The sequence below is a fragment of the Bifidobacterium sp. ESL0800 genome, assembly GCF_029395355.1.
In the GTDB taxonomy this organism is placed as follows: Bacteria; Actinomycetota; Actinomycetes; order Actinomycetales; family Bifidobacteriaceae; genus Bifidobacterium.
In genome coordinates this window covers 14,312-27,355 of the sequence record NZ_CP113913.1, presented here as the reverse complement: position 1 = coordinate 27,355, position 13,044 = coordinate 14,312, and the positions used below count along the sequence as shown (strand labels likewise).

Sequence of the window (13,044 nt, the reverse complement as noted above, 5' to 3'; positions counted from 1 at the left end):
TGCCACCAAGCAGGCCATTTTTCCGAGAATCATACCCAATTCATTCGTTTTAGGCGGTCTTGGTGCACCAAGACCACCTAAAACACCACAATCACATCCCATTTATGGATAATCACGCTGCTTGGTGCACCAAGACCCCACAAAAATGAAGAATGAAGGAGATAACTATCACATCAAGAATATCTTTATTCAGATTCGATGCATACTCGTGAAGATTTCCTCACGCTGGCAGCGGATGCGCACGCCGATCTTGTCGCCGAGCGCTTCGAGGCCGTCGACCAACGCCGAGAATTCTTCATCGGACTTGGAGTAATCGACAATCATCATCATGTTGAAGAATCCGTCGATGATGGTCTGCGAAATGTCGAGAACATTGACTTTGTGCTGCGAAAGATAGGTGCATACCTGCGCTATGATGCCGACCGTATCCTGCCCGACCACCGTGATGACCGCTTTATCCATGCCAACCCCTTACCCGATTTTGAAAACGTCGATGGCCGACCGATGCCATTGCAACTTCCAAGTATAAATGCAATGTGGGCGGCAAAGGCGTCGGTGTCCGGAATGCTAACAAATAACAGTTTATATGTACTATCGGCAAACACTACCGACAAACGCGAGCCCGGCCGGACGACGAAACATGCGACCGGCAAAGCGACCCCCGCTCCGCGTCCGGTACAGCCGTACACTGCGACATTCACTGTCAAATGCCGGCACGCGACGAATATATAGATTATTTTTTGAGACTCGGACGAAGCCTGTACGCCGCGGGCATGCCGACCGCGGCGATGGCGAAGAACACCACCGCACTCAAGAGACTGGGCAGGTAGGTGCCGGCCATATCGAAGACGGCGCCGTGCACCGTGGCCGACAGCGCGAGCGCCATCGTGCCCGCCACCTGCACGCCGCTGAAGATCTCGGCGTAGTCGCGCGGCCCGAAGCAGCGGCGCACGAGCCACGGCACCGCCACCAGCACCACGCCCTGGCCCAGCCCCGCGAGGAAGCCGAACACCGTGGCCGGACCCGGCGAGGCGATCAGCATCATCAGCAGCCAGCCGGCGAGACCGACCAGCGAGTAGGCCGCCAGGACCAGCTCGACCCTGAAGCGGTCGAGGGCCATGCCGATGCTCGCCTTGCCGAGGGCCGCGCCCAGCATGATGCCGGAGACCACCAGCGCCCCCTGCGTCAGGCTCAGCCCGCGCGTCTGCTCGTAGCCGGAGACGTGCTGCACCAGCCCGGAGGTGAACTGCAGGAGCACGGAGATGACTGCCAGCAGCACGAAGGTGAGGGTGCGGTAGGCGTCGTGGGCGCTCATGCCCTCGAGATCGCCGGTGGTGGCAGCCGTCTCGGCGCCCTTGCGTTCGCTGACCGAGTCGGTCGATGTGGCCGCCGTCGAAACCGGTGCCACCTTTCGACCGTGCCCGTAGGCGTATTCGCCTCGCGAGGCGTCGGGCAGGAACTTCAGCACCAGCAGCGAGAACGGCAGGATGCACACGGCAAGCACCAGCGCGGTGAGCCTGTAGGAGGTCCGCCAGCCGAAGTCCGAAATCCACGAGGAGACGATGGGATTGAAGATCGTGCCGCCGATGCCGGAGAGCCCGAGCGCGATGCCCATGACCATGCCGACCTTCTCCTCGAACCAGTTGGAAAGCAGGACGCTGGGGGCCAGCGAGACGGGGATGACGTAGGCGACGCCGAGGACGACGAACGCCACGTAGAACTGCCAGAGCGACGTGAAATAGGAACCGAGGAAGAACACCACCGAGCAGACCACCACGCAGCCACTGATCAGCAGCCTTGAGTCGACGCGCCGCATCACGCGTCCGGCGACGAGCATCGTCAGCGCCCCCACACCGTTCATAATGGTGGTTGCCAGCGCGACCTGTGCTCGCGTGACCCCGAGATCATGGCTCAGCACGGCATAGTAGAGGCCCGGCGTGTTGATGACCATGCCGAATCCGACCAGCGAGAGCACACAGCAACCTACGAATACCAGCCACGGACGGGCTGCGGAAAGTCGAGACGACGACATGAAAAAGCCTCCCAGCAAAATCTCAAAACCACTGGAAGGCTATAGCAACGAGGCAGCGCAAGTACATGGCCTGTGGCCGCATCTTCACACAGCCATACAAACCCCATACGTGCTGCCCGTTTTCATCACATCCCTACGCATTTTCCTTACATAGAAAATATGACGAAAACCGATATATCACGGAGCGTTCACACAGTGACACGAAACGCCCACACGCAATTCCGCAAATGCATTACGTACAAGGGCTGCAGGTCTCACCGCTCAGGAATGGCGAAATCTACATCTCCTTACGCGCCGAATCGGAGGCCACGGCCGCCAAAGCGCGCGGAGCATGGAAGCCACGATGCGCAAACTCGTCGGCGACGGCCTGAGCCACCGCTCGCCCCTGGCCCTTGTCGACCAACGCGATGATGGATCCGCCGAAGCCGCCACCGGTCATGCGGGCGCCGTACGCGCCGTGCTTGCGCGCGACGTCGACCGCGACATCCAGCTCGGGGACCGTGACCTCATAATCCTTGGCCAACGAATCGTGGGAGGCGTTGAACAGGCGGCCGGCCTCCTTGACATCCCCTGCCGCGAAAGCACCAACGAATTCCGGCACGCGCCAGATTTCGGTGACGACGTGACGCACGCGCTTTTTCATCGTCTCGTCGGGCAATTTGTCGAGCACCTCCTGCAGCGCGGCCTGGGCGGCATCGGCGTCGTCACCGGCGCTTTGAGAAATCCTGTCGGCGACAACGCGCAGGTTTTCGACACCCAGCGTCTTCGCGGCGTCCTCACACATACTGCGGCGTGCCTCGTACTGGCCGTCGTTGAGTTGATGGCTCGCCTGGGTGTCGACCACGAGCAGCTCAAGCCCCAGCGTTTCGAGATCGAACGGCTGCTGCGAAACGCTGTGCAGCGCGTCGAGCTCAGGGCGGCAATCCAGCAGCAGCGCATGGTTGGGGGTGCAGCGCATGGACGCGTTCTGGTCGAGACCGCCGGTCGAAGCCCCGGCCATGTCGTTTTCGGCCTTCATCGCGGCTTGGATCAGTGTCACACGCCCTTCATCGCTTCCGCCGAAGCCGAGCTGATAGATGTCATCGAGCGCGAGCGCCGTGGAGCAGGTCATCGCGGCCGACGAGCTCAGCCCGCCGCCGACCGGCACACACGAGACAAATGCGGCATCGAAGCCCTTCACCGCGTCGAATCCCGCCTCGCGCAGCGCCCATGCCACGCCGACCGGATAGGCAGCCCAGCCTTCGACATCCCGCGCCTTGAGCCCATCGAGGTCGACAGTCGCCGGTTTACGGTCGCCGAAGCTGGAGACAACGCGCACCACGCCACTTTCCTTTGGCGCCACGGCGATGAACGTGCGGTGCGGCAAGGCGATGGGCAGGCAGAGTCCGGCGTTGTAGTCGGTATGCTCGCCGATCAGGTTCACACGCCCCGGAGCCGACCACACACCGGCGGGGGCCTCGCCAAACGTATCGACAAAGAGCTCGGCGACCTGACCTACCGCGTCTTTGGCGTCAAGCGGCTCAAGATATTGGACGTCTCTGATAGTGCTCATTTGATTTCCTCCATGAAATGAATGTGACGGAGATGCTGTTGGTAACGGTATTGACGGTAGTTGCGCAGTAATGACGCAGCAACGCGGCAGCGAAGCCGGCCGGCTCAGTCGATGTCGATCGGGCCGAGCTCGTGGAAGCGGGCGGCGATGCGTTCCGGCGTCGTGTCCGAAACCCACGCGGCCATGCCCGATTCGCTGCCGGCCAGATACTTGATCTTGTTGGCGGCGCGGCGGAATGAGAAGAACTGCAGGTTGAGGCGGTAGTTCTCGCGACGCGAATCGTGAATCGGAGCCTGATGCCAGGAGGAAATGTAGGGCAAATCCATGCCCTTGCCGTCGCCCTTATCGAAGAAGGCGTTGCCGCGGCGCAGCAGATGCGAATACATCGAAGCCAAGTCCCAGCGTTCCTGGTCATTGAGCTCGTCGAGGGTCTTGACACCGCGCACCGGCGCGACGTGCACCTCCAACGGCCAGCGTGCGGCCGCCGGAACGTAGGCGACCCAGCTTGAATTGCGCATCACCACGCGTGTTCCGGCCTCGATTTCGGCGTTCATGATGTCGCGCAGCAGGTTGCCGCCGGTGCGCTCGAAATAGGCCTGCGTGTGCTGCAATTCGGCCTCCATTTTCGGCGGGATGAAGGGATAGCAGTAGACCTGGCCGTGCGGGTGCGCCAGCGAGACGCCGATTTCGGCGCCGTGGTTCTCGAAGGGGAAGATCTGCTCGATGCCGTCCATATGCGAGATCTCGGAAGTACGGAAAGCCCATGCCTCCACGACCGTGCGCAGACGCGAAACCGGCAGGTCGGCCGGCAGCCCGTTTTCGTTGGGGTCGAAGCAGATGACCTCGCAGCGCCCGGACGCGGGCTTCTGCTGCCACAGCGCATTGCCGTCGACGTCGGTGACCACGTCCGGCACGCCGGGTACCTGCACCATCGAAGGGAAACGGTTTTCAAAGATGACCACGTCGTAATCGGTGTCGGGCACCTCGCCGTCCTGATAGGGGTCGCCGGGCTTGCGTGCGGCCAGCGGGTTGCCTTTGGCCGTGGCCCCCGGTCCGGCGGTGATCGGCCGGTTCATGCGTGCCGCGGCCATCGGAATCCAGTCGCCCGTCAGCGGGTCGCGGCGCATGATCGGCTCGGCGTACGGCACTTCGTTGCCGTCGGCGTCACGATGCGGCGCAAATCGGTCGGCCAGCGGACGCGGGTCGACGAGCTCGCGGGTCTTGGCGCCGGAAACGTACTCCGGGTCGTCGTCCAGATAGAAGAAATCGCGTCCGTCCGCCAGCTTGGTGGGCGTGATGCGGATATGCTCGGATGCATATTCCCCTGGTTTGTAATACTTGAATTGCTCTTGCTTCATTGCTGTTCCTTTGTATAGGTTGGTCATTGAGCCACCGATTGCGGCTTCAGTCCTCGATCTGTCCCGGGCCTTTGGTCAAGACCAGATGCTTGACCAGCTTGCGCGTCTCCTCGGCCGAAGTCGGGTCGAGCCCGTCGTCGGTGATCAGCGTGTCGACCTGATCGAAGCGCGCGAAAAGCGAAAGCGAGGTGCAGCTCCATTTGGTATGGTCCGTGAGGATGATGGTCTTGTCGGCGATATCCATCATGGCCATGTCCGTGGCGGCCTCGAGCGAGTTCGGCATGAGGAAGCCACGCGGTACCGAGACGGAATGCGTGCCCAGGAATACGGTGTTGACTCGAAGCGATTCGATGACCTTGTCGGAAATCGGGCCGACCAGCGAGTTCGAGCGGGTGATCACGCCGCCGGTGACGATGACCTCCACGTCCTTCGATTCCAGCGCCTGAACCAGTTCCGCCACCGGTATGGAGTTGGTCAGTATGGTGATATTGCTCGCGCGTTGGCTTTCCAGCAGATGCTGGGCAAAGATGTATGACGTCGTGCCACCGCCGATGGCGATGACGTCACCGGGCGAAACGTACTTGACGGCTTCCTGCGCGATCGAGTCCTTGAGCCCGATGTCCATCTGCGATTTGACGGAGAACAGCGGCTCGCTCAAGAGCGTGCTGGTGGTCACCGCCCCGCCGTGGACGCGCTTGAGCAACCCCTTGTCGGCGAGGTCGGCGATATCGCGACGCACCGTCATGGCCGAGACACCGAGCTCCTTGGAAAGCGCGGTGATTCGTACCGCGCCGCGGGTACGAAGCCTGCTTAAGATCAAATGCTGCCGTTGTGACGAAATCATATGAACATTATCGCACAAATGTGAGCATCAAACAAACCCACTTGAGCGTTTCATCCGGTAACTTTACCAAAACCGAACAATTTGAGACATCACGGCTTGACTTCTGCCCACGTTGCGATCAGGCTGTTCCAAGCAGATAGCAGACAACTCCCTTCAATTTATCGGGACCGCCAGCAGAGATCTTCAAAACCGTTGGGACATAAAGCCTTCCACATCAAACAGCAAGTGGCGACTCTAAGCACTATGCCGCAAAACCTGAAGACTCTTCCCTATCAATCCCCGATCCATCGATCTTAGAGCCCAAGGCCGGTCCAGTTTCAATGTTGGGTATCTTGTTGTTGCTGCTGTTCCTGGGGCTGCTGATAGCCCTGTCTGTCGGGAATGGCGTTATTGCCCGTGGTGGACTGCTGCTTGGTATTGGTGGATGCGCTTGTGCTGCCCACATACTTCGGGTCCGGGTTGCCGTAGTTGCCGTCGTTAGGCGCGCCGATGTCCGCAAGGTACTTGTTCATGAACTCTTTCCACGCCGGGGTGGCGACGTACATGCCGTACCACTGCCCGTAGGCCTTATGGTTGATGACCTTGCCGGTGAAGGAGACCGGTACCTCGGCGTTGTTGACGGAGACGAACGAGGCGACCTGGTTGGGCGCGAAGCCGCCGGTGGTCATATACGTGTCTTCGTTGGTGCCGGTTTTGGCGAAGGTCTTCCGCCCGCCGTCCAGCTGCGTCATCGTCGCCTCGCCTCCGGGCTGGACCACGCCTTGGTTCATCGCGTAAGCCGTGGATTGGGCGATACCGGGCTCGATGGCCTGGTGGCAGTTGGCCGAAGGCACCTTCATGGACTTGCCGGACTTGCTGATGACCTTTTTCAAGGCAATCGGCGTGCATTCGACGCCGTTGGCGCCCAAGGTGCCGAAGACGTTGGCCATCGTCAGCGGCGAGGCCGCCACCGAACCGATCGTCATCGAACCGTTGAAGCGTTCCAGACTCTTGCGCGTGGACGGATCTGGGTCGCCCGACGCATTGTGATAGCCGACCGCTTTCGCGGCCTCGCCGATGGCGCACAACCCGATCTGCTGGGTCATGCCGGCCTGCGTGGTGTTGTGCGAACGGACAAGGCCCTGAAGCGGGGATTCCACGCTGGCCGTTCCGCCCTCGGAGTTGTGCACGTTCCAGCCTGAGGGCTGGCCACCATAGTTGGCACAGGCGAACGAGCCCGCCGGGTAATAGCTGCTCAGACGCAGCGGCTGCGAAATCGACTTGCCGGCCTGCATCCACGCCACGAGGTTGATGGGCTTCCACGTCGATCCGACGCCCCAACCGGAAGAACCGCCGTCTTTCTCGTCGACCGCATAGTTGACCGCCGTGTGCGTGGGATCGCTTTTGGCGGCATCCGTCGGGTCGTAGATGCGGTTGATGCCGAAGCCGAGCACTTCGCCGGTGCCGGGCTTGATGGCCGCGATGGTCACCTCGAAACCGCTGGGATCGTCGACCGGAATGGTGTCGCGGGCCGCCTGCATGGCATCGGCGTTGGCATGCACATCCATCGTGGTGTAGATGCTCAATCCACCTTCATTGAGCAGCTTGGTGCGGTCGGCCTCGGTTTTGCCGAATTCCTTGGAGTTGAGAATCTGCTTGGTGGCGTAATCGCAGAAGAACCCTGCGTCGCCGGCGACCTGGCAGCCGACCTGCGTGGAATTGTCCTGCAGATTCAGGGTGTTCGCTATGGGCTCGGCGCGGAACTTGTCGTGGTCGGACTGCGAGATGAAATGCTGCTGCAGCATCAGGTCGAGGACGATGTTGCGTTGTTTTTGCGTTTCGGGCTGGTTGGCGGGCACCGAAGGATCGTACTTCGCCGGGTTCTTGGTGATGGCGGCGATGGTGGCCGACTGGCCGATGTTGAGATCGGCTGCAGAAACGTTGAAATAACGCTTCGCAGCGGTTTCGACGCCATAAAGGTTGTGCTGCCCGAACTGCGCGATGTTGAGATAGCCCTGCAGGATCTCGGCCTTGCTGTATTGCTTTTCCATCTGCACGGCGATCAGCATCTCGCGAATCTTGCGTGCGATGGTGTCTTCGGAGGCATGGTATTCGGCGATGGGATCGTTCTTTTCCTTCGCCTCGATAATCAATACGTTCTTGACATACTGCTGCGTGAGCGACGAACCGCCCTGGGTGTCGCCGCGCTTGATGAATGTCTGGACGAAGGCTCGCAGCACGCCCTGCATATCCACGCCGGCGTGTTCGAAGAAGCGGCGGTCCTCACGGGCGACCACGGCCTGCTGCATGGGCTGGGAGACCTGGCGCAGCGGGACCACGGTGCGGTTCTGCGCATAGAAGGAGGCGATGACGGTTTTGCCGTCGGAGGCATAGATGGTGGACTTCTGCGGCAGGCTGGTGACGTCGAAATCGATGTCTTCGGTTTTCAGCGTCGGCGCGATGGTACGGGCCGCCGAATTGAGCCCGAGCACTCCGGGAATGAAGAATATGCCGCCGACCACACCACCGGCGATGCAAAGGGTGACATAGGTCAGTAGCAAAGCGATCACGCGCCGTACCGTGAGGTTGTTCTTCATTTGAGGCATGGTGTCATTCTAGGATATCGCCTCTACCGAAACGGCCGAATGCGTAGCCTTGTCGCCCAATTCATAGACCGGCCCGGAGAGTCTGAAAACTTGCGGGAAGCGAGCCGAGAATTCCCTATACATGCCTTGATACGAGTTCGCGGCCCGAAGCCTCAAAGGCGACGAGCCGCGAACCAAGTTTACAATCACGAGGCAGCGATCAGCGATTCAGTGACGGGAACGACGAATCAACGCACCAGGCTGATAGATGATGATGGAACGGCCTTCACGGGCGATCCACCCGCGGTTGGCGAAGTCCATCAGCGCCTTGTTGACCGTCTCACGCGAGGAACCCACGAGCTGGGCCATTTCCTCCTGCGTCAGGTCGTGCGGCACCTTCACGCCGGATTCGACGGGCTCGCCGAAACGCGAGGCCAGATCAAGCAGCGTCTTGGCCAAGCGGGCGGGGACGTCCATGAAGACCAAGTCGGAAATCTGCTCGTTGTTGGCGCGCATGCGGTTGGCCATCACCTGCAGCATGTCCACGGCCACGCGCGGGTGCTTGTTGAGCCATGAGAACAGGGTGTCGTGCTCGAGCCAGCCGACCTGCGTGCCGTTGTTCATCGCGATGGCCGAAGCCGTGCGCGGCCCGCCTGCCGGGTCGAACACCGGAATCTCGCCCAGGATCTCGCCGCGGGTGTGGATGCTCAAAAGCTGCACACGGTTGTCGCTTGCCTCGCGCGTGAGCTTCACTTTTCCGCTTTCCAGCAGATACATGCGCTGGTCGGTGGAACCTTCGTGAAAGATGTAATCACCCTTCTCGAATTCCGCGCGCTTCATGTAGGGCATGAGCTCCTCCGCATCAGCGTGGGAGACATGCTTGAACAAGGTCGTCTGCAGAAGTTCATTGTCCGCTTCACTTGTCCCATTCGGACTTACCACGAGAATGCACCTCCAAAAAAATATTAACTGCCGTACTACCAGAAATTCATTGCCTAGAAACTGGTCAAACTCAAATCTATCTTAATTGTAGCTCAGTTTGGCATACGTTTCGAGGTAAGAGGAAAGTGTTTCAAACGGGACATCCGTTTGCCGTTTGATGGGTGCCACGCGTTTGACGGCCGATTTGACGGCTTTGTCGCTCAGCTTTTCCGGAGAGGTTTTCAGTATCCTTCCCATTTTTTGCGCATCGATGTCATAGGCAAGGGTGACATGGTGCAGCAACGCTCCCGGCCCGCCGTCACCTGCCGGATAAAGACGCTGCGCGGCCCCGCCGATCTTGCCCTGACTCGAGGCGATGTCGTTGGTACCGCTGAAAAACGCGTCAATACCGAGACCACGCAACGCATCGATCACCCACTGGTCGCACAGACGGAACGATTCATTGACCCCAAGAGACGCGACAAACCCCTTGGGCGCGTAGAGGGAGTAGGTGATGACGTCACCCGGTTCGATGAACATCGCGCCGCCACCGGTGCTGCGGCGAACAATGTCGAAACCCTCCTGTTTGGCGGCTTGCACATCGACCTCACGCTCAACGGATTGGAACCTGCCGACCACAACGGCGGGCTCCGCCCAGTGCCAGAAACGCAGTGTGGCGGGCCTCTGGCCACGAGCCACCTGCCGCGCCCAATCCTCGTCCGTCTTCATCTGATCGGCAGGGCTTCGCGCAATGTCATGCACCACTAATGGGTGCAACGCGTCCCAACGTTTTTTATAGAGTTGGTGAAAAGCGTCATTATTTGACGTCAATCTGTCTGAAACGTCAACAACGCCAACCTTTGCACGAATTGAACGGCCCTTTTCGTCTGAAGCACCGTTTTGCCCCTTGTGCAAAGCCCTTTGGTAGGCGGCAGATATCGCAGCACCGTCCGCGCCGACCAATTTGAGCGACGGATAGTGCGAAAAAACACCGGCCAACGGCCTGCCCGCGATAAGCGAATCCTCCAGCTGCGCAAGCATGGCGCGGGCGGCGTCATCGTCGCCCAAAACGAAAAAATCTCCATCGATCGTACAGGTTACCGGTTTGCCGGACTCATCGACAACAACCTCGACCCCGACCAGCTTGCCGCCGGGGGTCTTGTATTCGCCACGCATAACAATCACCATATCAAAGCGCGGCGCGGAAAACGTTGAGGACGTTTCCGCGCCGCATGAAAAACAAATACATCAATCACCAAGCTCCGCCTACAGCAACCACGTCCCCGGAACCATGTCCGTCGTTCGGTTTCGGCCTCTTTCAAGACCTGACGCGGAACCGAATCCTTGCTATTCCAGCAGTTCTACGCCTTTGGCGTCCCTGTGCCAAGGCGAGCCGTAGTTGGAACTGAGGATGAGCACCCCTTCGATCAGACCCCAGATGAAGGCCGCGACGGGGCCGAGCCCGAACAGTACCCAGCCGATCAGGGTCAGCAGCAGCTGGGCGACGGCCTTGCCATAGAAACCGAGATAGAAATTATGGACGCCGAGCCATCCCAAAAAGATGCCCAACAGCCCCGCGGCCATCTTGCTTCTGGGCTGGTAGCCGTAAGGCAGCGGTTGCGGCTGGCCATATTGCGGGGCGTACGGCTGGCCCTGCGGGTAACCGTTCTGGTTGCGCGCGGAATAGGGCTGGCCATAGCCGCCGGAAGCATAGCCATAGCCGGTTTGGGGCTGGGAATACCCGGGTTGGCCGTAACCTTGCTGACCGTAGTTGGGCTGGGCATAACCGGGCTGACCGTAATTCAGCTGCTGTGACCGGCCAGAACCCGGTTGGCCGTAGTTAGGCTGGGCATAGCCGGATTGGCCGTAATTCGGCTGACCGTAATCAGGCTGCTGCGACGACTGCTGTTGTCCGCGGTTCTGTTGGCCGAAACCGGGCTGCGGGTTGGATTGAGCGGCACCGCTTCGGCCGTAGTCGGGTTGTGCGTACTGTTGGCCCTGCCCCTCGTACTGGCCGCGAGCCCCGCCATATTGGCTTTGCTGGCTCTGGCCCTGGGAGACGTCGAAATCTTGCTGGCCTTGTACCCCGGGTTGCCCGACTTGTGGATCTGGTGTATCGTTCATGCCTTCAAGTCTAGCCCCAAGAGTCGAGACCGGCATATGAAAACGCTGGGAAACGGCTGGAAATCCGGACGCCGTTGGTTTCAACGCAATTTCGGGCACCTTCGTTGATGGAAGGTGCCCGAAATGCATGAATAACGGCATGACCGAAGACGTTGGTTTCAGCGATTGCCGAGCATCTTTCGGCAGTCACACCATAACAGTTGCGTTCATCTCGTGTCACCCTGATTTCGGCAACCAGACTGCAACGGTTTCAGCCATCGCACTACCGCATTCGGTAATCACGCCGTGGAGGTTTCGACGAGTACACCACCCCCGTTTCAGCGATCAGAGCCTTGCGAGGATATCCCGGCCGACTTCGGCAGTGGTGCGCTGCTTCTGCGCGTTTTCGGCGATATCGGCCTCGACGACCTGTTCGATGCGCTCGGCTGGCTCATCCATGCCCAGGTGACGCAGCAGCATCGCGGTGGAGAGGATGGTGGCGGTCGGATTGGCGATGCCCTTGCCGGCGATGTCGGGCGCCGAGCCGTGGATGGGTTCGAACATCGAAGGGTATTCGTTGCTGGCGTTGATACAGCCTGAAGCGGAATAGCCGACGCCGCCGACCACGGCGCCCGCCTCGTCGGTGATGATGTCGCCGAAGAGGTTGTCGGTCAAGATCACGTCGAAGCGCGAGGGCTCGGTGACCAGGAAGATGGTGGTCGCGTCGATGTGCAGGTAGTCGTGGGAGACCTCGGGGTATTCGGCGCCCACCCGGTCGACGATGCGCTGCCACATGTCGCCGGCGTTGGTCAGCACGTTCTTCTTGTGGACCAACGTGACGTGCTTGCGACGCTTCATCGCCAGGTCAAAGGCGTAACGCACCACGCGCTCGACGCCGTACGCGGTGTTGGTGGAGACCTCCGTGGCCACCTCCTGCGGAGTGTCCTTGCGGATGGCGCCGCCGACGCCGCAGTACATGCCCTCAGTGCCCTCGCGCACCACGACGAAATCGATGTCGCCGGGGTTCTTCAGCGGCGATTCGACGCCCTTGTAGAGCTTGGACGGGCGCAGGTTGACGTACTGGTCAAGCGAGAACCGCAGTTTCAGCAGCAGGCCGCGCTCCAGCACGCCGGCGTGAATGCGGGGGTCGCCGATGGCGCCGAGCAGGATCGCGTCGGTCTTCTTGATGCGTTCCAGCTCCTCGTCGGGCAGGATCGCGCCGTCGCGCAGATAACGCTCCGCGCCGAGGTCGAAGTCCTCGTACTCGAAATCGGCCACACCTTGCGTGGCCTTCTCCATGACCTGCTGCGCAGGCGGGATGATTTCCTTGCCAATACCGTCACCGGGAATGACGGCGATATGATATGTTTTTTTTGTGCTCATAGCCGCGACGTTAGTCCCGAATTCGGCACTGTCCACTATTTGGTCCGGAAAATGGACATCAACGATTCTGCGATTCCTTCCGTTCTGGAGGCTCTTGGTGCCACCAAGCAGGCCAAAAAACGAAGAATCAACCCTCATTCTCAAAATTCCGGGCAACTTGGTGCACCAAGCAGGCCAAAAAACGAAGAATCAACACCAAAAGACACATTTCCACCCATCTTGGTGCACCAAGCAGGCCGAAATTCAAAGAATCAACCCCTATTTTCAAAATTTCGGGCAACTTGGTG

10 protein-coding genes are annotated in these 13,044 nt (G+C 60.1%); all 10 read right to left on the bottom strand.

What is annotated here, in order from left to right:
- Positions 1 to 189: 189 nt before the first annotated feature.
- The 10 genes from OZX75_RS00105 to OZX75_RS00060 all read right to left on the bottom strand — a co-directional run bounded on the left by OZX75_RS00105 (position 190) and on the right by OZX75_RS00060 (position 12,757).
- Complete coding sequence (locus OZX75_RS00105) at positions 190 to 462, bottom strand: ACT domain-containing protein (RefSeq protein WP_277146224.1); 273 nt, start codon at positions 460 to 462, stop codon at positions 190 to 192.
- Between the two features lie 271 nt (positions 463 to 733).
- Positions 734 to 2,032 (bottom strand): MFS transporter, encoded by a 1,299-nt coding sequence (locus OZX75_RS00100; RefSeq protein ID WP_277146223.1) that lies wholly within the window; start codon positions 2,030 to 2,032, stop codon positions 734 to 736.
- Between the two features lie 277 nt (positions 2,033 to 2,309).
- Positions 2,310 to 3,584 (bottom strand): galactokinase, encoded by a 1,275-nt coding sequence (gene galK, locus OZX75_RS00095; protein WP_525930244.1) that lies wholly within the window; start codon positions 3,582 to 3,584, stop codon positions 2,310 to 2,312.
- 104 nt (positions 3,585 to 3,688) lie between these two features.
- Positions 3,689 to 4,942 carry a galactose-1-phosphate uridylyltransferase gene (galT, locus tag OZX75_RS00090; protein WP_277146222.1) on the bottom strand — a complete coding sequence of 418 codons (1,254 nt, stop codon included), beginning with the start codon at positions 4,940 to 4,942 and terminating at the stop codon, positions 3,689 to 3,691.
- 46 nt (positions 4,943 to 4,988) lie between these two features.
- A complete protein-coding gene (locus tag OZX75_RS00085; RefSeq protein ID WP_277146221.1) occupies positions 4,989 to 5,786 on the bottom strand; it encodes a DeoR/GlpR family DNA-binding transcription regulator in 798 nt (265 codons plus the stop codon).
- A 317-nt stretch (positions 5,787 to 6,103) separates the two neighbouring features.
- Positions 6,104 to 8,371, bottom strand: a complete 2,268-nt coding sequence (locus OZX75_RS00080) for a transglycosylase domain-containing protein (RefSeq protein WP_277146220.1) — start codon at positions 8,369 to 8,371, stop codon at positions 6,104 to 6,106.
- A gap of 207 nt (positions 8,372 to 8,578) precedes the next feature.
- On the bottom strand, positions 8,579 to 9,298 hold the full coding sequence (locus OZX75_RS00075) for a Crp/Fnr family transcriptional regulator (protein WP_277147538.1): 720 nt from the start codon (positions 9,296 to 9,298) through the stop codon (positions 8,579 to 8,581).
- A gap of 75 nt (positions 9,299 to 9,373) precedes the next feature.
- Positions 9,374 to 10,456 (bottom strand): lipoate--protein ligase family protein, encoded by a 1,083-nt coding sequence (locus tag OZX75_RS00070; protein ID WP_277147536.1) that lies wholly within the window; start codon positions 10,454 to 10,456, stop codon positions 9,374 to 9,376.
- A gap of 162 nt (positions 10,457 to 10,618) precedes the next feature.
- Positions 10,619 to 11,395 (bottom strand): TM2 domain-containing protein, encoded by a 777-nt coding sequence (locus OZX75_RS00065; protein ID WP_277146219.1) that lies wholly within the window; start codon positions 11,393 to 11,395, stop codon positions 10,619 to 10,621.
- Positions 11,396 to 11,719: 324 nt separating this feature from the next.
- Positions 11,720 to 12,757, bottom strand: coding sequence for a 3-isopropylmalate dehydrogenase (locus tag OZX75_RS00060; protein ID WP_277146218.1), 1,038 nt, complete (start codon positions 12,755 to 12,757; stop codon positions 11,720 to 11,722).
- Between the last annotated feature and the right edge of the window lie 287 nt (positions 12,758 to 13,044).